This is a genomic window from Flavobacterium panici (assembly GCF_024499525.1).
Classification (GTDB): domain Bacteria; phylum Bacteroidota; class Bacteroidia; order Flavobacteriales; family Flavobacteriaceae; genus Flavobacterium; species Flavobacterium panici.
Genome location: NZ_CP100437.1, coordinates 1561615 through 1583567 on the forward strand (window position 1 = coordinate 1561615; position 21953 = coordinate 1583567).

General features: G+C 32.9%; 18 protein-coding genes. 7 read left to right on the plus strand and 11 right to left on the minus strand.

What is annotated here, in order from left to right; translation table 11 throughout:
* Window positions 1–77: 77 nt before the first annotated feature.
* The 4 genes from NLJ00_RS06945 to NLJ00_RS06960 all read left to right on the plus strand — a co-directional run bounded on the left by NLJ00_RS06945 (window position 78) and on the right by NLJ00_RS06960 (window position 4803).
* Window positions 78–2546 carry a bifunctional UDP-N-acetylmuramoyl-tripeptide:D-alanyl-D-alanine ligase/alanine racemase gene (locus tag NLJ00_RS06945; RefSeq protein WP_256636693.1) on the plus strand — a complete coding sequence of 823 codons (2469 nt, stop codon included), beginning with the start codon at window positions 78–80 and terminating at the stop codon, window positions 2544–2546.
* 68 nt (window positions 2547–2614) lie between these two features.
* Window positions 2615–2998: a large conductance mechanosensitive channel protein MscL gene (gene mscL / locus NLJ00_RS06950; protein WP_180857207.1), complete on the plus strand. Its 384-nt coding sequence runs from the start codon at window positions 2615–2617 to the stop codon at window positions 2996–2998.
* A gap of 79 nt (window positions 2999–3077) precedes the next feature.
* Window positions 3078–3692 (plus strand): hypothetical protein, encoded by a 615-nt coding sequence (locus tag NLJ00_RS06955; RefSeq protein ID WP_256636694.1) that lies wholly within the window; start codon window positions 3078–3080, stop codon window positions 3690–3692.
* 121 nt (window positions 3693–3813) lie between these two features.
* Window positions 3814–4803, plus strand: a complete 990-nt coding sequence (locus NLJ00_RS06960; RefSeq protein ID WP_256636695.1) for an aspartate-semialdehyde dehydrogenase — start codon at window positions 3814–3816, stop codon at window positions 4801–4803.
* A 182-nt stretch (window positions 4804–4985) separates the two neighbouring features.
* Here the strand turns inward: NLJ00_RS06960 and NLJ00_RS06965 are convergent, their stop codons facing one another.
* From NLJ00_RS06965 to NLJ00_RS06980, 4 genes are all read right to left on the minus strand, one after another.
* The gene (locus NLJ00_RS06965) at window positions 4986–5303 is read right to left on the minus strand and encodes a 2Fe-2S iron-sulfur cluster-binding family protein (RefSeq protein WP_012023404.1); all 318 of its coding nucleotides are present in this window, start codon (window positions 5301–5303) and stop codon (window positions 4986–4988) included.
* A 58-nt stretch (window positions 5304–5361) separates the two neighbouring features.
* Complete coding sequence (locus NLJ00_RS06970) at window positions 5362–5841, minus strand: hypothetical protein (protein ID WP_256636696.1); 480 nt, start codon at window positions 5839–5841, stop codon at window positions 5362–5364.
* A 217-nt stretch (window positions 5842–6058) separates the two neighbouring features.
* Window positions 6059–6298 carry a NifU family protein gene (locus tag NLJ00_RS06975; protein ID WP_053469915.1) on the minus strand — a complete coding sequence of 80 codons (240 nt, stop codon included), beginning with the start codon at window positions 6296–6298 and terminating at the stop codon, window positions 6059–6061.
* 75 nt (window positions 6299–6373) lie between these two features.
* Window positions 6374–7504, minus strand: a complete 1131-nt coding sequence (locus NLJ00_RS06980; RefSeq protein ID WP_256636697.1) for an Mrp/NBP35 family ATP-binding protein — start codon at window positions 7502–7504, stop codon at window positions 6374–6376.
* 417 nt (window positions 7505–7921) lie between these two features.
* Between NLJ00_RS06980 and NLJ00_RS06985 the strand changes: the two genes are divergently transcribed.
* On the plus strand, window positions 7922–9541 hold the full coding sequence (locus NLJ00_RS06985) for a L,D-transpeptidase family protein (RefSeq protein ID WP_256636698.1): 1620 nt from the start codon (window positions 7922–7924) through the stop codon (window positions 9539–9541).
* Window positions 9542–9606: 65 nt separating this feature from the next.
* On the opposite strand, the gene NLJ00_RS06990 is transcribed toward NLJ00_RS06985, so the two are convergent.
* From NLJ00_RS06990 to NLJ00_RS07000, 3 genes are all read right to left on the minus strand, one after another.
* Window positions 9607–12033 (minus strand): ABC transporter permease, encoded by a 2427-nt coding sequence (locus tag NLJ00_RS06990; protein WP_256636699.1) that lies wholly within the window; start codon window positions 12031–12033, stop codon window positions 9607–9609.
* A 136-nt stretch (window positions 12034–12169) separates the two neighbouring features.
* Window positions 12170–12877 (minus strand): ABC transporter ATP-binding protein, encoded by a 708-nt coding sequence (locus NLJ00_RS06995; protein ID WP_180857211.1) that lies wholly within the window; start codon window positions 12875–12877, stop codon window positions 12170–12172.
* A gap of 205 nt (window positions 12878–13082) precedes the next feature.
* Window positions 13083–14327, minus strand: coding sequence for an efflux RND transporter periplasmic adaptor subunit (locus NLJ00_RS07000; protein ID WP_256636700.1), 1245 nt, complete (start codon window positions 14325–14327; stop codon window positions 13083–13085).
* Between the two features lie 158 nt (window positions 14328–14485).
* Here NLJ00_RS07000 and NLJ00_RS07005 point away from each other — a divergent pair, with 158 nt between their 5' ends.
* Together NLJ00_RS07005 and NLJ00_RS07010 are read left to right on the plus strand one after the other, a co-directional pair.
* A complete protein-coding gene (locus tag NLJ00_RS07005; protein ID WP_256636701.1) occupies window positions 14486–15841 on the plus strand; it encodes a sigma-54-dependent transcriptional regulator in 1356 nt (451 codons plus the stop codon).
* Window positions 15842–16048: 207 nt separating this feature from the next.
* Window positions 16049–17374, plus strand: a complete 1326-nt coding sequence (locus NLJ00_RS07010) for a sensor histidine kinase (protein WP_053469922.1) — start codon at window positions 16049–16051, stop codon at window positions 17372–17374.
* 221 nt (window positions 17375–17595) lie between these two features.
* Here the strand turns inward: NLJ00_RS07010 and NLJ00_RS07015 are convergent, their stop codons facing one another.
* The 4 genes from NLJ00_RS07015 to NLJ00_RS07030 form a co-directional block, all read right to left on the minus strand.
* The gene (locus NLJ00_RS07015; RefSeq protein ID WP_053469923.1) at window positions 17596–17922 is read right to left on the minus strand and encodes an MGMT family protein; all 327 of its coding nucleotides are present in this window, start codon (window positions 17920–17922) and stop codon (window positions 17596–17598) included.
* 202 nt (window positions 17923–18124) lie between these two features.
* A complete protein-coding gene (locus NLJ00_RS07020; protein ID WP_256636702.1) occupies window positions 18125–18763 on the minus strand; it encodes a LysE family transporter in 639 nt (212 codons plus the stop codon).
* A 40-nt stretch (window positions 18764–18803) separates the two neighbouring features.
* Window positions 18804–19481 (minus strand): tRNA (guanosine(46)-N7)-methyltransferase TrmB, encoded by a 678-nt coding sequence (gene trmB, locus NLJ00_RS07025; RefSeq protein WP_053469925.1) that lies wholly within the window; start codon window positions 19479–19481, stop codon window positions 18804–18806.
* Window positions 19482–20482: 1001 nt separating this feature from the next.
* Window positions 20483–21865, minus strand: coding sequence for an ammonium transporter (locus NLJ00_RS07030; protein ID WP_053469926.1), 1383 nt, complete (start codon window positions 21863–21865; stop codon window positions 20483–20485).
* Window positions 21866–21953: the final 88 nt, after the last annotated feature.

Genomic DNA, 21953 nt, shown 5'->3' on the forward strand with positions numbered 1-21953 from the left:
GTGGCAAACTCTTTTTTACATCTAAAAATGAATTCATGGCAAACCTTTTTTTAAATTTGACAAAAAGAAATTACTAAATGAGCATAAATTTAAAAAGCCTAATCCCAGTTTTTAACGCCGAATGGATAGGTTCAGATTCTGATATTTTTGTAGATCATATTTCGATCGACAGCCGTTCTTTACAAAACGGGTCTAAAACATTGTTTATTGCTCTTTCCGGGGTTAATAACGATGCTCATTTGTACATTTCCGAATTGATAGAAAAAGGCGTTCAAAATTTTGTCGTTCAGTATATTCCCGAAAATGTAAAAGGAAAAGCCAATTTTTTCGTCGTAAAAAATACCCTCAAAGCCCTTCAGGAATTGGCGGGTTATTATCGTGATTTATTCGATTTCCCTATAATTGGTTTAACCGGAAGTAACGGAAAAACCATCGTGAAAGAATGGTTGAATTTCCTTTTAAGTCCCGACTATAATATTATCCGAAGCCCAAAAAGTTATAACTCGCAAGTTGGCGTTCCGCTTTCAGTTATTGCCATAAATGGAAAACATAATTTAGGAATTTTCGAAGCCGGAATTTCGACAGTTAACGAGATGGTTAACCTCGAAAAAATCATCAAACCAAATATTGGTGTTTTAACCAGTATAGGTTCTGCACACGATGAAGGTTTCGAAAATCTGACACAAAAAATCAAAGAAAAATTATTGCTTTTCAAAAAATCAGCCGTAATCATTTATCAAAAAAATGAATTGGTAGATCAGTGTCTTTTAGATTTTTCTGTCGAATATCCACTTCAAAACAGAACTTTATTTTCATGGAGTTTTACAGACGCTACTGCCGATGTTTTTATTCTGATGAAAGAAACTAAAAACGATTCGACAATCATTAAATACCAATATAAAGACGATGTTTACAATTTAGAGATTCCGTTTAGTGATTCTGCTTCTATTGAAAATACCATTTCATGTTTATTGGTTTTACTGCGTTTTAATTATGATTTTGAGGTTATTCAAAATCGTGTAAAACTGCTTTATCCGGTTGAAATGCGTTTGGAAGTTAAAAACGGAATCCACAATTGCAGTTTAATTGATGATAGTTACAGCTCGGATTTTCAATCGCTGAAAATTGCATTGGATTTTTTAGAAAGCCAGAAAAAAAATGCTTCAAAAGCTGTCATATTATCAGATATTTTTCAAAGCGGATTTACAAATGAAGAACTTTATTCTAAAGTTGCCCAGTTAATTTCAGATAATAAAATCAATCGTGTAATTGGTATTGGAACTACGATTTCATCTTTTGCAGATAAATTTCCAAATAGCACGATGTTTCAAAATACGGCAGAATTTATCGCCGAAATTGAAAACTTGAATTTCAATAATGAAACCATTTTAATAAAAGGGGCAAGGTCATTTCAGTTTGAAGAAATTGTTTCGCTGCTGGAGGAAAAAACGCATGAAACAGTTCTCGAAATTAACCTTGACGCCATCAATCATAATTTAAATTACTTCAAATCAAAACTGGCCGACGATGTAAAAATTATGGTTATGGTAAAAGCTTTTGGTTACGGAAACGGCGGACTTGAAATTGCAAAATTACTTGAACATAATAAAGTGAATTATTTAGGTGTGGCTTTCGCCGATGAAGGAATTTCGCTGAAAAATGGCGGAATCAAACTACCAATTATGGTTTTGAATCCTGAATCGACCAGTTTTCCGTCGATAATTCAATACAAATTAGAACCTGAAATTTACAGTATAAAAGGATTAAATGCCTTTTTGAAAATTGCCAGAGAAAAGAATTTAAAAGATTTTCCAATTCACATCAAAGTCGACACCGGAATGCATCGTCTAGGTTTTGAAGACAATACGATCGATGAGTTAATTGAAACTTTAAAAGGAAATTCAACCGTTCGTGTTCAGAGTATTTTATCACATTTGGCAACAAGCGACGATTTAAAACATTATGATTTTGTCATTCAACAGATTAATTTATTCGAAAGATTATCTTCAAAATTAATGACGGAATTAAACATAAACCCAATTCGTCATATTTTAAATACATCGGGAATCAGTAATTTTCCAGATGCACAATATAATATGGTTCGTTTAGGGATTGGTTTATACGGTGTTTCAAACGATCCGTTAGAGCAGAAATATCTGGAAAATGTGGGAACTTTAAAATCGATCATCTCACAAGTTCGTGTTATTCCTGCTGGTGACAGCGTAGGTTACGGGCGTCGTTTTATGGCCGAAAAAGAAACCAAAATTGCCACAATCCCAATTGGTTATGCAGATGGAATTTCGAGATTATGGGGCAATCAGGTTGGTTTTGTAACCATTAAAAATCAAAAAGCCTATATCGTAGGAAGTGTCTGCATGGATATGTTAATGGTTGATGTAAGTCATATTGATTGTAAAGAAGGCGATTCGGTAATTATTTTCGGCGAAAGCCCAACCGTTATCGAAATGGCCGAAGCTTTAAAAACCATTCCTTATGAAATAATGACAAGTATTTCGCAGCGTGTGAAACGAGTATTTTTTAGATAGATTTTGGAAACTCTAAAGAAAATTACGTATTTTCGGTATAATTAATTTATAAACTAAAAGAAATAATTATGAGTGTATTTTCAGAATTTAAGGAATTTGCAATGAAAGGCAACGTAGTCGATTTGGCTGTCGGTGTGATTATTGGAGCAGCTTTTGGTAAAATTGTAAGCTCATTAATTGAAAATGTAATAACGCCATTGATATTGAAACCGGCATTAGATGCGGCACATTTATCCACTATTGAAGAACTGACGGCTTTTGGAGGTGTAAAATATGGTTTGTTTCTTTCGGCAGTAATTAACTTTATAATCGTTGCTTTTGTTTTATTCTTGATTATTAAAGGAATAAACAATCTTAAAAAGAAAGAAGATCCTGCTCCCGCTGCACCAGCCGGACCAACTCAGGAAGAACTGCTTACTCAAATTAGAGATCTTTTAAAAAATAAACAATAATACAATATACCGCTACACTAAGTCTAACTTAACCGCTTCTTAATTGGGGCGGTTTTTTTTAATCTAATACTGTAAGAATATGAAAATACAGGTTTTAAATGACCGAATTCAGAAGCTTTTTATGAGCGGTTCATATTCTATGGATATAACTAAGCAAATTGAAACAGAGCTTAAAGCAATAAAAAAAGAAAAGGGAGCTGCTATTTCAGAACTATTGCTGTTTAATCTCAATAATGAAGATCTAACAGGAGTCAACGCTGTCTTAGGCTTTTTGATGGCTGCTTATGATTTTGAAGGAGAAGAAGAGCAGATAATAAGTCTTGCCCTGATTAAAATACTGGCAAAACTTACGCCAGTGTATCGTAAATCGGGTAATCTGAAGATCGAAACTTTGTATTATTTGATTTTTGATATTATTTTTCAGAATACGGGTCTGATAGATGAATTAGATCTGAAAACAAAAGAGGCTCTAATCTTCGAAATTATCGAAATTTCGAAATTGAAATACTCGGAAGACAAAAGCAAGGATAGTGATTTACTAATGGCTCTCCAAATGATTATTAATATTTCATTTTATTTTGGAGATGAAAAAGGTAGAGAAATTCTCGAAGAGAACTTTATGAATCATTTTGATCCTTTTATAATTGCTTGTGCAAAAGATGAGCTCGAAATTAATCAACCAGATATATTTTGATTTAAATGTTTGTTTAATTTATAACATTTTGTTATTTTTTGTGAAGCGTATTGTTTTCGTTTCTATTATAACTATTTTTGCAGAGTAAAATTAGATTAATAGCTATTTAAAAATATAAATAATGAGAATTGCAGTTGTAGGTGCTACCGGAATGGTTGGCGAAGTAATGCTTAAAGTTTTAGCAGAAAGAAATTTTCCTGTTACAGAATTAATCCCTGTTGCATCTGAAAGATCAGTAGGAAAAGAAATTGAATATAAAGGAACTAAATATAAAGTTGTTGGTTTACAGACTGCTGTAGATATGAAAGCTGATATTGCGGTTTTCTCTGCCGGAGGTGATACATCTTTAGAATGGGCTCCAAAATTTGCTGCTGCCGGAACAACTGTTATCGACAATTCATCTGCATGGAGAATGGACCCGACTAAAAAATTAGTAGTTCCAGAAATTAATGCATCTGTATTAACAAAAGAAGATAAAATTATTGCAAACCCAAACTGTTCTACTATTCAAATGGTATTAGCTTTGGCTCCTTTGCATAAAAAATACAACATTAAAAGAATCATCGTTTCTACTTACCAATCTATTACCGGAACTGGTGTAAAAGCTGTGAAACAATTAGAAAATGAATACGCAGGAATTCAGGGTGATATGGCTTACAAATATCCAATTCACAGAAATGCAATTCCACACTGCGATAGTTTTGAAGATAACGGATACACTAAAGAAGAAATGAAATTAGTGCGTGAAACTCAAAAAATTCTTGGTGATAACACCATCAGAGTTACAGCTACGGCAGTTCGTGTACCAGTTGTAGGCGGACATAGTGAGGCAGTAAATGTTGAGTTTACAAATGATTTTGAAGTAAATGAAGTTCGTGAAATTCTACACAATACTGATGGAGTAGTGGTGCAGGATAATTTAGATACATTTACTTACCCAATGCCATTATATGCAGAAGGTAAAAATGATGTATTTGTTGGAAGAATCCGTCGTGATGAAAGCCAGCCAAACACATTAAATATGTGGATCGTTGCAGATAACTTAAGAAAAGGCGCAGCAACAAACACTATTCAAATTGCTGAATATTTAATTCAGGCAGGTTTGGTATAATTAGAGATTAAAGAAAATTGTTATAAAGAAAAAGCCGTAATTGCAGTAATGTAATTACGGCTTTTTTGATGCCTTTTGTTTGTGTATAGAGAACAGAAACCTGACAGGTTTTTATAAACCTGTCAGGTTTAAATCGTAACGATAAAAAAAGCGAGAACCAATTTGATTCTCGCTTTTGTATTTTAATATTCCGGAGCCAGTTCTAATTCTAGTCCTTCTAATTCTTCAGTAATTGGGATCTGACAGCCTAAACGGCTATTAGATTTAACATAAAACGCTTCCGAAAGCATAGCCTCTTCTTCATCTCCCATTTCTGGTAACGCAACATCATTTAGAACGTAACACTGGCAGGAAGCACACATGGCCATTCCTCCGCAGGTTCCTTCAACAGGAAGTTCGTATGCCTTGCATAACTCCATTATATTCATTGCCATATCAGTCGGAGCCTGTAATTCGTGTATAACTCCTTCTCGATCTTTAATCTTTATTAATACATCCATTTATTATTGGAATTTTATTGGTAGGATTTTATAACGTGAAAAAATCCTCGTATTTATACTAACTCGTAGGTTTTGTACTAAAAGCGTATTCTTTTCCGTTGCTTTCTTTAAGACGCATTTTTACGCCTAAAATAGTATCGCTTTTCTCAAGAATTGTAATAACAGCAACTACTGAATAATAATCTCTGTCAGATTGAAAAATTAATGTGCCTTCGTAAGTAGAGTTTAAAACTCCTTGTTTGTCTGTCGTTGCAGAAACTTTTCTCGGATTCAAAAACTGAGCTGAGCTGTACGTTGCTTTGTTTGAAAATTTTCCCTTTCCATCAACAAAATCGTATAAGAAATCATAATTCCCAATACTTAAAGTTCCAGGTACATCAGCAGGGTTAATTGAAAATACAATTTTTCCTGAGTATGTAAAATCTGACCATTCTTCGGCTTCGCTTATCCAAGCTTTGTCAACAACAACTGTTTTATTTTGCGCATAAATGCCTGACGCAAAAAACACTAACAAAAATAGAGTGTAAAATTTCTTCATAAAATATAAGATTAAGGGTTATGTCACAAATTTAAGTTAAAAATGTAACAAATAGTTAACTAAAACTCTTAAATCTTTATATTGTTTTTTATGAAATCCTCAAAAAACCACAATAATCGAGCTGGTTTATTGAATTTTTATAAATCTTTCCACTTAAAGGCCTATTATTCTTGTTAATTCAACAAATCAAAAACAACAGGAAAAATATCGTTTTTTGTTACATGATATTTACCACAGTTTCAATTTGCGGTGCATATTTTTTTATAGTAGTTTCTACTCCGGCTTTAAGTGTCATCTGGTTTACGCTGCAGCTTATGCATGCGCCTTCCAGACGAACTTTTACATGTTTATCGTCATCTATAGAAATTAGCGAAATATCTCCGCCGTCAGACTTTAAGAATGGCCTGATTTCGTCTAAGGCCAATAAAACATTATTTGTTAATTCTTCTGTTGTCATAATTAATGTGTCAATTGTGAAAATGTGCCAATTAGATAATTACCTAATTGCCGTATTATCTCATTATCTAATTATTTAATTTTTTTTAACTGCAGAGCAGCCTGCCATAGTTGTAATTTTAATGGCTTCGGTAGCAGGAAGACTTTCGTTTCTGTTTACTACTTCCTGAACTACGTTTCTGGTGATTTCTTCAAAAACAGCTTCAATAGGCGATGCAGTTTGTAAAGCTGCAGGACGTCCGTAATCTCCCGCTTCGCGAATAGACTGCACAATTGGAACTTCTCCTAAAAACGGAACATCTAAATCTGCTGCAAGATTTTTTGCACCTTCTTGTCCAAAGATATAATATTTATTATTTGGCAATTCTTCAGGTGTAAAGTAAGCCATGTTTTCGATAATTCCCAAAACAGGAACATTAATATTATCCTGCATAAACATGGAAACTCCTTTTTTAGCATCGGCAAGAGCCACAGCTTGCGGCGTACTTACTACAACAGCTCCCGTAATTGGTAAAGACTGCATTATAGAAAGGTGAATATCTCCAGTTCCCGGAGGTAAATCAAGAAGCATGAAATCTAATTCTCCCCAGTCTGCATCAAAGATCATTTGGTTTAATGCTTTTGCAGCCATTGGACCTCTCCAGATTACTGCCTGGCTTGGTGCTGTAAAAAATCCAATAGAAAGCATTTTAATTTCATAACTTTCAATTGGTTTCATTTTCGATTTTCCGTCAACAGTAATCGAAACCGGTTTTTCATTCTCAACATCAAACATAATTGGCATAGAAGGCCCATAAATATCGGCATCTAAAACTCCAACTTTAAAACCCATTTTTGCAAGCGTAACGGCAATATTTGCAGTAACGGTTGATTTACCAACTCCTCCTTTTCCGGAAGCAACGGCAATAATATTTTTAATTCCCGGAATAGCACGACCTTTAATTTCGGCTTTCTCCGGAGTTTCAACTTTAATATTTACTTTAATTTTAGCATCGGCAGATATTAATTCGTGAATCGTTTTTTTAATATCGTCTTCAGCCCTTTTTTTAATATGCATCGCTGGCGTATGCAATACTAAATCAACAACAACTTCGTCGCCAAAAGTAAGTACGTTAGCAACCGCACCGCTTTCGACCATATTTTTTCCTTCTCCAGCTATAGTGATTGTTTCTAAAGCTTTAAGAATTTCTTTTCTATCTAATTTCATTTTATTGTGCTATTATATATGGAAAGAAACCGATTTAAAAATCTATATTAATTTAAACTGATTTCAGACTGCAAAGATAACAGATTAAGTTCGGATTTAAACCCTTTTAAATTGTATTTATTGATATTGAGATTAGCCAAAATGATGAATCCTGATTATTTAAAACCATTAAAATTCAAAAATAGGTTTTGAAACCTTATTCTGTAATGATTTCTTATAATTATAACGAATACTAAAATGTATGAAATTTACAGCAGTAAATGTAAGAATTGTCAAATATCTTGATTAAATTTGAGTGCCTTAAATCTAAGATTTCCAAATAGTACAAAAAAGTATGAAAACTTATTTTTGGAGCTTCGTTATGAGTTTTCGATATTTTTTAAATGATTTAATATTAAAAATTTAAACCTTAAAAATATGCGAAATTTTACTTCTCTTACTGTAATTATTGCTTGTAGTTTTTTAATGTTTTCTATTAATGCGGCAAGCCATACATCGAAAATTAAAAATGAAAATTCTGAGTTTGAAAACATTTTTAAACTCAAAAACAAATTCGTTTTAGGAACAATTGATGCCGCTTCAATAAATAACTTTTATGCGAAGTATCCCAAACTAAAAAAATATCAAAAAGACGTTGAAGATCTTTATAAAAAGAAAGCATATAACACGATTTGGTATGATGATAAAAGTGTCAGCGAATTTGGCGCCTTATTATATCATAAAGTAAGCCTTTTAGAAGAGCAGGGAATCAATGCCGAAATGCCTTATATGGACTTGGTTGACAATGTTTTTAATGAAAATGTTTCAAATAAACTGCCGCAAATAGACACAGAACTGCTGTTGTCAAATATGTATGTATTTTATGCCAGTAATGTATATTCCGGAGTGGATGCAGAGACTTTGAAAAAAATTGGCTGGTATCTTCCAGCCAAAACAATTTCGTACGATCGAATTTTAGATTCGTTAATGGGTGATCCCAACCGATTGAATAAGGATGAAAACCTTCTTTTTGGCCAATATTATAAACTTCAGGATGTTTTACAGAGATATCGAAATATTGAAAAAAACGGTCTTTGGAAAAAAATTGATATTGACGAAGCAAATTTCAAGGAGCTAAAACCTTTAGACAGCGGAAAAGTTATCCAGCAAATTAGAGAACGTTTGTTTGTGGTGGGTGATTTAAAAGAAGATTCTAAAGGACAGTATTATGATCAGGAAATGATGGACGCCGTTTTAAAATATAAAAAACGATACGGACTTAAACTGAATTATACTTTTACAAAAGAACAAATTGATCAGATGAACGAGCCAATTGGAAACAGAATCCGCACCATTATGCTGAACATGGAACGCTGCAGATGGATTCCCACTAAACTGGCAAAAGCAGATGAATATGTAATGGTAAATATTCCGTCGTTTAGACTGGTTTATGTAAAGAATGGAAAATATAATTTGGTTTCGGATGTTTTTGTGGGAACGCGAATGACAGAAACGGTGATTTTTAGCGGTAATATCGACCGAATTGTTTTTAGTCCGTATTGGTATGTTCCAACAAGCATTATTCAAAATGAATTAAAACTGAAAATAGCCGAAGATAAAAACTATCTCGCTGATCATAATATGGAATGGAATGGAGGCCATGTAAGACAAAAACCAGGTCCGGACAATTCTTTGGGATTAGTCAAATTTATGTTTCCGAACCCAAATGATATTTACCTGCACGATACACCTGCAAAAAGTTTGTTTGAATTTGAAAAACGAATTTTCAGCCACGGCTGTATAAATGTAAAAGAAGCCAAACAACTGGCACTAGAAATTTTAAAAGACAATCCTGAATGGCCGGTTGATAAAATTAATCAGGCCATGAGCGGCGAAAAAGAAACCACCTGCATGCTCAAAAATAAAATTCCAATTTATATAGGATATTTTACCGCCTGGGTAAATGATGACGGCGAAATTGGTTTTTATCCAGATGTTTATGACCGCGATAAACGTTTAGATAAACTGTTGTATGCTGATCCGGTTGCCTTAAAATAAAAAACAAATCCCCGTCAAGATTCTAATATCTGACGGGGATTCTTTTAAAAAAATGGTCTACAAGCTTATTCGTATTTTAAATATTTTAAAACGTCTATTTTGGTTACCTGATACGCTTTTGCCAAAACAATCAGCAAAGTAAGAACTAACAGCGAAACAAGCGCAATACTAAACGGAACGGGCGAAACATTAATTCTGAAAGCAAAATCCTCCAGCCATTTTTGCAATAAAATATAAGCCGGAACAATTCCAATTCCAAATCCCATTAAACAGAAAAGAATATATTGTTTAGATAATTCTTTCATTAAAACATCAGTTTCTGCGCCAAGCGTTTTTCTAATCGCAATTTCTTTAAGTCTTCTTTCCATCGAAAATGATGCCAAAGCAAACAATCCAAAAACAGCAATTGTGATTACAACCAGATTCAGGATAAAAAACAAATCTTTTTGTTTGACTTGCTCTTCATAAGTTTTTGCAAATCCTTTGTTTACAAATTCATAATCAAAAGGATAATCTGGACTTACATTTTTCTCCCAATATGTTTTTAATTTTTCTAATGTTTCAGATAAATTATTTGGAGAAACTTTTATATATACATTATCAAAGTTATTCCATTTCAATGTTTTAAGATTAACAAAAATCATTGGCGGAACTTTATTCTGCAATCCCGTAATGTGAAAATCCTTTACAATTCCAACAACTTTAAACTTTAAATTTCCCTTTTCATCTCCCCAGCCAGAAGTGATCACCGTATTTATAGGATTTTTAAGTCCTAATGATTTAGCCAGTGTTTCATTTATAAGCCAGTTGCTAACAGTATCTGATGCAAATTTTGGAGATAAATCACGACCTTCAACCACTTTAATTTTCATCATATCAAGAAAACCAAAATCCATTTCAACATTTCGCGGCTGAACAAAAACACCATTGTGCGTAAAACCAGAACTAGAATTAGTACTGTTACCAAATGTACCGGCAAAAGTAGAAACGTCCTGAACGCCTGATATTTTAAGAACTTCTTGTTTTGTTAATTGATATTTTTCACCCTTTGTTTTATAATCGTTATGATTAAATGGAACTCTGATAACCTGATTACCATTAAAACCAAGATCTTTATTCATCATATAATCTACCTGAGAATTTACGATCAAAGCACCAATGATAAAAAATGTTGCAATTCCGAATTGAAAAATAAGCATCGAATTTCGAATCCAGATACCGCTTTTACTTCTGGAGAAATTACCTTTTAAAACTTTTAAAGTTTCGAAATTTGAGATATAAATGGCAGGGAATATACCCGCAAGAATGATTACTAATCCAAAAATCAAAATGAGCTGCAGGTAAAATTCACCGCCATTCATAGTCAAAGTCTTTCTTAAAAAAGAATTATAATACGGAAGAGAAAGTTCAACAATTGCCAAAGCAAACAAAATAGACAACATTACAATTATTGTTGTTTCGAATATAAACTGCGCTATAATTTGGTTTTTTGAAGCACCAACAATTTTACGAACACCAACTTCCTTAGCACGTTTTATGGCAGAAGCTGTGGCAAGATTAATATAGTTTACCAATGATAAAACTAAAATTAATATTGATAAACCAGCCATAATATAAATAAGCTGTAGGTTTCCTTTAAACTCCGGAGTAGCAGATCCCGAAGTTTTTGTGCCATGTAAATGCAGCGTTTTCAGCTGGTCAAGTATAATCTCTATTTCTCCATTTTCTTTGACGTACTGCTCAACCGTCTGTCCGCTTTCTTTAGCATCTTTTACAGTTCTGTTTACATAATTTACGTTATGCATTTTCTTTAAAACCGAAACAGGATCAGCACCTTTTTTAATTTTAATCATCAAACCATAATTAAAATTTCCCCAGCTGTTAATGTCACTTTCACGCACAATATCACCAAAAACATAGTTAGGTTCAATAGAAGAAGGTGTCACAATGCGATAAACAGATTTTACGATATAGGACTTATCATTGTAAGTAATGGATTTTCCGATAGGATCTTCATTATTAAAAAGCAGTTTAGCCTGTTGTTCAGAAATAGCAACGCTGTTTTTCTCTTTTAAAATATCTTTTTTAGCACCTTTTAGGATTGGAAAAGGGAAAAAATCAAAAAAGTTATTATCAGATACCGTTATCTTTTTATCGATTACTTTTTTGTTCTGATACTTTATAGCTGATTCGTTATACCAATTGTGCATAAAGGAAATCTGCTCAATTTCAGGAATTGTTGCCTTGCAGGTTTGTCCAAATGGAATTGAACTTGTAGCCCACGTATCTCCGGTTCTTCCTATTTTATTCAAAACCTGATATACATTTTCTTTCTCCGGATTCCATTGATTGTAAGCGTGTTCATTATTCCAGTATAAAATGGCAAAAATCACGCTCGCAACCCCAATGCTTAATCCTAAAACATTTAAAAGCGAAAACAATTTGCTTTGCCTTAAATGATAAATAAATATTTTAAACCAGTTAAAAATCATGGTATAAGTTTTATAATTACGTTAGTTATTTTTTGGTCTAAAGGCTGTTTTGCCTTTTATAGAAGGGTAAAAATTTTGCAAACAAATCCCACCAGAACTAAGATTGCAGTAATAACAAATTTTATCATTTTTTCGATTATTTAGCGTCCATAAAAACATCAACATTGCGTTGATTTAATTTTTCAGAGAATATAACACCGTCTTTCATATGAATCGTTCTTTGCGAAAAAGAAGCATCATAATCAGAGTGGGTAACCATCAAAATTGTAGCACCTTTAGCATGTAAATCAGTTAAAAGTTCCATTACCTCATTACCATTTTTACTGTCCAGATTTCCTGTTGGCTCATCGGCAAGTATAATTTTAGGATCATTAACCAAAGCTCTTGCAACCGCAACCCTTTGCTGCTGACCTCCTGAAAGCTGCTGCGGAAAATGTTTCAAACGATGTGAAATATTTAATTTCTCAGCAATAGCTTCAATTTTTTGTTTTCTGTCTGATGCTTTTACATTATTGTAAAGCAAAGGCAGTTCGATATTATCATAAACCGAAAGTTCATCGATCAAGTTGAAGTTTTGAAAAATAAAACCAATGTTTTCTTTACGAACAGCAGCTCTTCCTTTCTCCTTTAAACCAATCATTTCCTGATCCAGTAATTTATAACTTCCAGTAGAAGCGCTGTCTAAAAGCCCGATAATATTTAATAAAGTAGATTTCCCGCAGCCAGAAGGCCCCATAATAGTTAAAAAATCCCCTTTTTTAATTTCTAAATTAATACCGCTTAAAGCAGCAGTTTCAACTTCTTCTGTTCTAAATACTTTGGTTAAATTTTGTATCGTTATCATATTTTAAAAGATTAGTTATTAATTACGTTTTTTGATTGATGATTGATGTTTTTATATTTTGGTTTCGCCACGAATTCCACGAATTTTCACGAATTAATTTTTCGTAATGCGTATAATAATTAGTGCAAATTCGTGGAATTCGTGGCAGACTTTTTTGCTAAACCGCGACTGAACACTAAAAACCTGAACACTGATTACTTAAAAATTACTGTGACTGAATCGAAAGTTCCTCAATATCCTTATAATCTGAATAAGAAGAAATAATCACAGATTCGCCTTCTTTCAAACCTTCCACAACTTCATAATACGAAGGATTTTCTCTTCCTAATTTTATATTTCTTCTTTCGGCTTTATTTCCTTTTACTACAAAAATCCATTTCCCCGCAGTTTCCTGATTAAAACTTCCTTTTTGTACCACCAGTATTTTATTTTTCTCAGATAGAATCAGCTTTACGCCAAAACTTAATCCGTCTTGTAAAGCAATCTCTTCTTTAGATGTAAAAGCTAATTCTACAATAAAATGTCCGTTTTTAACTTCAGGAATTACTTTAGTAACAATAACTTCCAGTGTTTTTCCTTTAAATTCAACCTGACCTTTTAAACCTTCGCGAATTTTTTCCAAATAAAACTCATCAACATCGGCAGATAATTTATAGCCTTTTTTAGAGTCAATTTTTCCAATACTTTCTCCAGCCTGAAACGTTTTTCCTAAAACCGGTTCAAAAGAAGTCAGTCGGCCAGATTCTGGAGCAGTAATCAAAAAATTCTTTTTGTTATTTCTTAAAATCTCCAAACTCATTTCCATTGTTTGAATTGAACGGTTAATTTGGGAAATCTGCAATTGATTTGATTGTTTTTCTTTTTGAATGCTTTGCTGAATTGTTTTTTTACGTTCTTCCTGAAAACGAAGACTTTCCTTAAAAGTATTCCAGTCGTTTTTTGAAATCACATCTTTGGCAAACAATTTTGCATTTAAATCATACAATCTTTTAGCATCATTATAATCATGTTCGATTAAAACATAATCTTTAGTCAAATTCAATTCCTGATTTCTAATGTTTAGTTTTCCCGTATTTAAATTGTTGATTTGCTCGATAATAGCAGTTTCCTGAGTCAAATAATTCAGTTCTGTATTTGGGTTGTATAAACGGGCCAGCGATTGTCCTTTTGTAACCATTGCACCGTTTTCTACAAAAATCTCTTTTACAGATCCTCCTTCTGTAACGTTTACAAGCATTACGTTCAACGGTTCAACTTTTGCCTGAAAAACCACAAAATCTTCAAAAAAAGCTTTTTCAACTTTATGAATTGAAAGTTCCTCGGCTTTTACATTTAAACTTCTTTTTGAATTAAAAGAAAAAAAGAGAATTGCGGCCAAAGCTAAAAAAACTCCAATTGCTATTGTGAGATATCTAAATTTTCTATTTTTACGAGGAATTATCGTGTCCATTTTTTTAAATAATTTACTGATAATCAATAGGTAAATACTGTGCCATAAAATTTATTTTTTGCAAAGCCCTGATTTTAAACAGGCTTTAAAAAACATCCAAAAACAAAGTGTTCGATAATGAACAGTTGACCGTTCAAAATCGGACAAAAAATATCAGTATGAGAAAAAAGCAAGCCCAAATATTAGTCGTTGACGATCAGGAAGAAATTCTTTTTTCGGCAAAAATGATTCTTAAAAAACATTTTGAAACGATTTTTACAACAAACAATCCCAAAAAAATCATTTCAATTTTGAGCGAAAACGAAATTAATGTCGTTTTGCTGGACATGAATTATAGAATTGGTTTTGAAGACGGACGAGAAGGAATTCATTGGCTGAAAGAAGTAAAAACCCTTTCACCAAATACAATTGTCATTTTAATGACCGCTTTTGGAAAAATTGATACAGCGGTTGAAGGAATAAAAATTGGCGCTTTTGATTATGTTTTAAAACCTTGGCATAACGAAAAATTACTCGAAACAATTGATAAGGCTGTTGCCGAAAGCCGAAAAAACAGCAAAAAACATGTTGTTGAAAAAACAGAAAAAAGATATTTTGTAGGTACATCTCAAAAGATAAAACAAGCGTATTCTATTGCTGAGAAAGTAGCTAAAACAGATGCAAATGTTTTGATTTTAGGCGAAAACGGAACCGGAAAATATGTTTTTGCAGAGTTTATCCACCAAAATTCGGTACGAAAAAAAGAACCTTTTATTCATGTTGATTTAGGATCTTTAAGTGATAATTTATTCGAAAGCGAACTTTTTGGATACGCAAAAGGCGCTTTTACAGATGCCAAAACCGATACGCCTGGAAGATTTGAAATGGCGCAGAACGGAACCATTTTTCTGGATGAAATTGGGAATATTCCGCTTCATTTACAATCAAAATTATTGCACGTTCTGCAGACTAAAACCGTTACACGTTTAGGCGAAAGCAAACCAAGACCTTTAAATGTCAGAATAATTTCGGCAACAAATAATGATATCAAAGCTGAGGTAAAAAATAAAACCTTTCGAGAAGATTTACTGTACAGAATTAATACAATGGAAATAAATCTGCCTTCGTTACGCGAAAGAAAAGATGATATTGTCCCGATGGCAAATTTTATTCTTGAAAATATCGCCGAAAAATACAATCATGGTCCCGAAGCTTCGGGATGGCATTTTGAAGAAAATGTCGCGCCATATTTGGAAAAGTATCCGTGGAAAGGAAATGTTCGTGAAATGGAAAATAAAATAGAACGCGCCCTTATTTTAGCCGAAAACAACACGATTTCTGTAACCGATTTAGATATTCTCGATTTTGAAGAAATTCATGAAAATGATGATAATCCGTTATCTGAAATGGAAAAAACAGCAATCGAGAAAGCGCTTTTTAAACATCACGGAAACATCTCAAAAACCGCCGAAGAATTAGGTTTATCAAGAGCCGCTTTGTACAGAAGAATTGAAAAATACGATTTGAAAAACTAAGATAATTTTGGCCACAGATTTTACAGATTAAAAAGATTTTTCTTTTACCTAAATTTTAGTTTCTCGCAGATTCTGGAGATTTAGCTGATAAAAATGAATTATAATTAATCCCCAAAATCTGCAGAATCTGTGGGAAACTAAAGATTTCAAGATAAAGTATAAAAAATCATTTTAATCCTTTTAATCTGTGGCAAATAAAAAAAAACAATGAAAAACTGGAAATTTTATAACGCTTTATTTGTGAGAGTCTTGTTTGTAATGATTCTCTTTTTTGTCTGCGTTTTTCTTATCTATAAAATGTTCTATTATAATGCACTTTTGGTTGGCTTTTTTGCTTTTATATTTTTAGCCGAAATGTATCTTTATGTAAAAAACCAACTCCAATTTTACGACAGAACTTTGCTTTCGATTCTTCAGAATGATTTTTCTACCAATTTCCCCGAAGAGAATAAAAAAGACAATTTTAAAAGCCTGTATCTTTTATATGAATATTTAAAAGTACAACAGCAAGAACAGACATCGAAAGAAATGATTTACCGTTCGCTTTTAAATAATATTGACACCGCAGCTTTAATTCTTGAAAAAGGAAACGAAGACTGGGATATATTTTTGATGAATGACTGTTTCTCAGATTTATTTAAAGTTCCAAAAGTAAGTCATTGGAAATACCTTAAAAATTACCTGCCCTCACTTTGCAATGAAATTGAAAAAACAGATTTCAGCGAATTAAAATCGGCAATTTCAATTAAAATTGAAGAACAGGATTTGCAGACTTTTATGCTACAGACTTCGCGAACACAAACTTATAATAAAGAATATTATATCATTTTATTAGACAGTATTCAGCGTGTTATTGAGAAAAAAGAAAAAGAAGCGTGGATTAATTTGATGAAGATTATTTCGCATGAATTAATGAATTCATTAACGCCAATTCGTGCGCTTTCGCAGAATTTACTTCATATTGTCGATCAGGAAAGTTTAGAAGAAGATGATTTTGACGACATTAAAAGCAGTATTTCGACCATAATAAACCGAAGCGATCATTTGCAGGTTTTTGTAGAAAACTACCGTAAACTCGCCATGCTGCCAACGCCAACGAAACAAATGACACCGATAAATGCTCTTTTCGAAGACTGCCTGCGAATTATGAGTCCGATTTTGAAAGCAGAAAATATTGAATTGATAAACGACATTCACAGTTCACGTTCGATTATGATTGATAAAAATCAGATGGAACAGGTAATTATTAATTTGATTACCAATAGTGTTTATGCTTTAAAAGAGAAAAACGAAAAGAAAATGTATTTGTCGAGTTATACCGAAAACAATCGTTTTTTCATTTCAATTTCGGATAACGGAAAAGGAATCGATCCGGAAATTCAGGACAAAATATTTCTTCCTTTTTTCACCACCAGAAAAGATGGCGCCGGAATTGGATTAACACTTTCTAAAAACATCATAGAAGCTCATGGCGGCTACCTAAGCTACCAAACCGATGAAGATAAAACCAGCTTTGTGATCTGCCTTATTTGATATGAACCATATAAGTGATATAAGTTCATTTAAAAAGAAGTATTAGTATTCAACTTTGACAAAGTTTCCTTCGCGTCTCCTGCAAGGTTTCTAAAACCTTGTAGGTATTTTATAGTTACCAATTATAGGTAATTAGTTAAAAGATATTTATACCTACAAGGTTTTAGAAACCTTGCAGGAAGCTCTAAAATGAACTTATATCACTTATATGGTGAAAAATTTTAGTACTGCACTTCAGGTTTCCAAAAGTGTTTTTCGAAATCGACAATTTGATTGTTTACCACTTTAATGCCTTCGTTTTCTAAAAGCTGCTGCATTAAATTAGTTCCGTCAAAATGGTGTTTTCCTGTCAAAAGACCTTTTTGGTTTACGACTCTATGTGCAGGAACATCGTCCATATTATGGCACGCATTCATTGCCCAGCCTACCATTCGTGCAGAACGTGCGGTTCCCAAAGCCTTTGCAATTGCGCCATAAGAAGTTACTCTCCCAAACGGAATTTGTCTGGCAATCACATAAACTCTTTCGAAAAAATTTTCCTCAGCCATAATTTTTTTTTGCCACAGATTTAGCGGATTAAAATGATTTTTCTTGGTCTATAAAAAATTAAGTTTCTCGCAGATTTTGCAGATTTAAACAGATTATTTTTTTTAAAATCCTTTTAGTTCTTCTAAATAAATCCGTGTAAAATATTTAACCCCAAAGTAAAAAAAAATCATTTTAATCCGTTAAATCTGTGGCCTATAAATTTTACCCGAAATAGTAATTCAAAATATTAAAAAGCGTCACAACGGCAATTAATCCCGTAATGCTTCCAATAATAGTATTCATGTTTCGCATTAAGTAATCGGTTTTCTTTTCGATCTTTTCAAAGAAACCAATATAACTGTATAAAACAGCAAATGAACCCAAAATAGATCCTAAAACAAAAGTAAAAATAATGCTGTTTTCAAACACAAAAAGATTGTACGAAGCCAAAGTCACACTTACGACAACATAATACGGAATAGGGAAAAAGTTTAATGCAGAAAGCAGCATTCCAAGAAAGAAACGGCTTTTTTTACTACTCTTTTTAATCTTCGATTTCTTTTTGGTTTTTGGTTCTTTGGCAATAAACAAAAAGTATATCGTTAAGATCGAAAAAATAACAAAACCTATTTCACGTAATAAAGTAACAACATCCGGACGATTGTCGATTACCTGCGCAAATAAAACCGCGACGTAAACCTGAAAAAAAATCACTAAAACCGCTCCAATAACAAACCATAAAGCATTCTTTTTTCCTTCTTTCAGGTTTATTTTGGCTGCCGTCATATTGATTAATCCCGGCGGAATAATCCCAATTGCAGCGGCAATAAAGCCTGAAAGTAATGGAGTAAGATATACCATTCAGTTGTTTAAGCGATTAAAAGATTTTTTTAAAATTAAATTAGTCTTTAATTTTAAAACGAATATACGTAATTGCCTTGTTAATTTCTAAATATTGTTTTTCATAAAATGTTTGAAAAGCAGTAACTTCTTCCGGGCTTCCTTCATTTCTGTATACATTATGATTCGCATACAAAACTTCGTGGCCTTCTCCGTGAAGCAGTCCAAGCGTATAACCGTGCATAAATTCGCTGTCGGTTTTAAGATTTACGACACCGTCTTTTTTAAGGATTTTTTTGTACAATTTCAAGAACTCAGAATTGGTCATTCTGTGTTTTGTTCTCTTGTATTTTATCTGTGGATCCGGAAAAGTAATCCAGATTTCATCCACTTCATTTTCAGCAAAAATATGATTGATAAGTTCGATTTGAGTACGAACAAAAGCAACATTATGAAGTCCGGTTTCAACAGCAGTTTTAGCACCACGCCAGAAACGCGCACCTTTAATATCAATTCCGATAAAATTTTTGTTGGGATATTTTTCTGCTAATCCAACTGAGTATTCACCTTTTCCGCATCCTAATTCTAAAACCAGAGGATTATCATTTTTAAAGAAATCCGAATTCCATTTTCCTCTCAAAGGCATTAAATTGCCTACAACTTCTTCTCTTGTTGGTTGAAAAACGTTTTGAAATGTTTCGTTTTCTCTGAATCTTTTTAGTTTATTTTTACTTCCCACTTTTTACAAAAATTTTCAGCAAAATTAAGGAATATAAACGAATGAAAATAGTTGAATTAGGTTTAAAATAAGTTTGCCACGAATTGCACGAATTTTCACGAATTAATTTTTGAAACAGATTATTGTGATTAAAAAGATTTTTCTAAACATTAATCTTTTATCTCGGAGAGATTATATATCGGTAGAAAAAATGTGATAGTAATAAAAATGTCCCGTAGGGACTTATCTTTTAGATTGTTTGCCACGAATTGCACGAATTTTCACGAATTAATTTTTGCCACAGATTATTAGGATTAAAAAGATTTATCTAAACATTAATCTTTTATCTCGGAGAGATTATATATCGGTAGAAAAAATGTGATAGCAATAAAAATGTCCCGTAGGGACTATATGTTTTATATTGTTTGCCACAAATTGCACGAATTTTCACGAATTAATTTTTGCCACAGATTATTGTGATTAAAAAGATTTTTCTAAACACTAATCTTGTATATCTCGGAGAGATTATATATCGGTAGAAAAAATGTGATAGCAATAAAAATGTCCCGTAGGGACTTATGTTTTAGATTGTTTGCCACGAATTACACGAATTTTCACGAATTAATTTTTGCCACAGATTATTGGGATTAAAAAGATTTTTCTAAACATTAATCTTTTATCTCGGAGAGATTATATATCGGTAGAAAAAATGTGATAGCAATAAAAATGTCCAGTAGGGACTATACGTTTTAGATTGTTTGCCACGAAGTGCACGAATTTTCGCGAATTAATTTTTGCCACAGATTATTAGGATTAAAAAGATTTTTCTAAACATAATCTTTTATCTCGGAGAGATTATATATCGGTAGAAAAAATGTCATAGCAATAAAAATGTCCCATAGGGACTATATTTTTTAGATTGTTTGCCACGAATTGCACGAATTTTCACGAATTAATTTAAGCTTCATAATCGAAAAAAAATTAGTGAAAATTTGTGTAATTCGTGGCAAAAAAATATATTTTTAACCGTAATGCGGTTCTGTAATTGGTTTTAATTTTGGATCTAATGTTTCGTCGTGCTGCGATAAATCAAGCCCGATATGTTCGTTTTCTTCAGAAACACGAAGCGGAATAATGAAATTCGTTACTTTAAATAAGAAATAAGCCCCAAAGAAAGTAAAGATTGAAACCAGAACTAATGCCATCATATGATGTGCAAATACATTCCAGCCTCCGTGTAATAAACTTGCATTTTCGCCATGCGCAAAAATCGCAGTTAAAATCATTCCCATAATTCCTCCAACGCCGTGACAGGCAAAAACATCAAGCGTATCATCAAATCTTTTTGATAAACGACAATTTACAACAGAGTTTGAAACCAAAGCCGTAATGAATCCAAAGAACATACTTTCTGGAACTGAAACAAATCCTGCGGCTGGCGTTATGGCAACTAAACCAACAACAGCTCCGATACAAGCTCCAAGAGCAGAAACTTTTCTACCGTTCATTCTATCGAAGAAAACCCAGGTTAACATGGCTGCCGCCGATGAAGTTGTAGTAGTTGCAAAAGCCATAGCAGCAGTTCCGTTGGCAGCAAGCGCAGAACCAGCGTTGAATCCGAACCAGCCAAACCATAACATTCCCGTTCCTAATAATACAAACGGAATATTGGTTGGAATATGCTGACTGTTTTTTCTTTTTCCTAAAACTAAAACTCCCGCCAAAGCTGCAAAACCAGAACTCATATGAACTACAGTTCCTCCGGCGAAATCTTTTACTCCAAAATAACTTCCTAAAACTCCTGTTGGATACCAAACCGAATGGCACAAAGGCGCATAAATAAAAATGGTAAACAAACTGATGAATAATAAATACGATATAAAACGAACACGTTCTGCAAACGAACCCGTAATAATGGCCGGAGCAATAATGGCAAATTTCATTTGGAACAAAGCAAACAACATAAACGGAATTGTGCTTGCTAATTTTTTATGCGGAAGAATGTTTACATAATCCATAAAGGCAAAAGTGGTTGGATTTCCGAAGAAACTATAAAAGTGATCTCCAGAACCAAAACCTACAGGTTCTCCAAATGCAAGGCTAAAAGCCACAACAACCCATAAAAGAGTTACAACACCCAGACAGATAAAACTTTGCAACATTGTCGAAATCACATTTTTACGGCCTACCATTCCGCCATAAAAGAAAGATAATCCCGGTGTCATGATTAAAACCAGACAACAAGAAGTTAACATCCAGGCAACATCCGCAGGGACGATGTGATCGGTTGTGCCAAATTCAGACAATACATAACTATTTTCAGTAACATTTGGCCAAAAAGCCCCAATAATACAAACGATGCTGATAATGATAAAGGAAATGATCCAGCGTTTCTCTATTTTCATTTTTTCAAATACTTTATTGAACCCTATTTTTTTTGGGGTCAAAGTTAAAAAAAATTAAATATTTAGATTTTAAGGGCTGTTAAAATAG

Excerpts from the sequence above, each read along its gene's own strand:
- NLJ00_RS06995 (WP_180857211.1), bottom strand. The coding sequence starts at position 12,877 with ATGATAACGATACAAAATTTAACCAAAGTATTTAGAACAGAAGAAGTT.
- NLJ00_RS07020 (WP_256636702.1), bottom strand. The coding sequence starts at position 18,763 with ATGGTATATCTTACTCCATTACTTTCAGGCTTTATTGCCGCTGCAATT.
- NLJ00_RS07005 (WP_256636701.1), top strand. The coding sequence starts at position 14,486 with ATGAGAAAAAAGCAAGCCCAAATATTAGTCGTTGACGATCAGGAAGAA.
- NLJ00_RS06945 (WP_256636693.1), top strand. The coding sequence starts at position 78 with ATGAGCATAAATTTAAAAAGCCTAATCCCAGTTTTTAACGCCGAATGG.
- NLJ00_RS06980 (WP_256636697.1), bottom strand. The coding sequence starts at position 7,504 with ATGAAATTAGATAGAAAAGAAATTCTTAAAGCTTTAGAAACAATCACT.
- NLJ00_RS06955 (WP_256636694.1), top strand. The coding sequence starts at position 3,078 with ATGAAAATACAGGTTTTAAATGACCGAATTCAGAAGCTTTTTATGAGC.
- NLJ00_RS06985 (WP_256636698.1), top strand. The coding sequence starts at position 7,922 with ATGCGAAATTTTACTTCTCTTACTGTAATTATTGCTTGTAGTTTTTTA.
- mscL (WP_180857207.1), top strand. The coding sequence starts at position 2,615 with ATGAGTGTATTTTCAGAATTTAAGGAATTTGCAATGAAAGGCAACGTA.
- NLJ00_RS07000 (WP_256636700.1), bottom strand. The coding sequence starts at position 14,327 with ATGGACACGATAATTCCTCGTAAAAATAGAAAATTTAGATATCTCACA.
- NLJ00_RS07030 (WP_053469926.1), bottom strand. The coding sequence starts at position 21,865 with ATGAAAATAGAGAAACGCTGGATCATTTCCTTTATCATTATCAGCATC.
- NLJ00_RS06975 (WP_053469915.1), bottom strand. The coding sequence starts at position 6,298 with ATGACAACAGAAGAATTAACAAATAATGTTTTATTGGCCTTAGACGAA.
- NLJ00_RS06970 (WP_256636696.1), bottom strand. The coding sequence starts at position 5,841 with ATGAAGAAATTTTACACTCTATTTTTGTTAGTGTTTTTTGCGTCAGGC.
- NLJ00_RS06990 (WP_256636699.1), bottom strand. The coding sequence starts at position 12,033 with ATGATTTTTAACTGGTTTAAAATATTTATTTATCATTTAAGGCAAAGC.
- NLJ00_RS07015 (WP_053469923.1), bottom strand. The coding sequence starts at position 17,922 with ATGGCTGAGGAAAATTTTTTCGAAAGAGTTTATGTGATTGCCAGACAA.
- NLJ00_RS06965 (WP_012023404.1), bottom strand. The coding sequence starts at position 5,303 with ATGGATGTATTAATAAAGATTAAAGATCGAGAAGGAGTTATACACGAA.
- NLJ00_RS06960 (WP_256636695.1), top strand. The coding sequence starts at position 3,814 with ATGAGAATTGCAGTTGTAGGTGCTACCGGAATGGTTGGCGAAGTAATG.
- NLJ00_RS07010 (WP_053469922.1), top strand. The coding sequence starts at position 16,049 with ATGAAAAACTGGAAATTTTATAACGCTTTATTTGTGAGAGTCTTGTTT.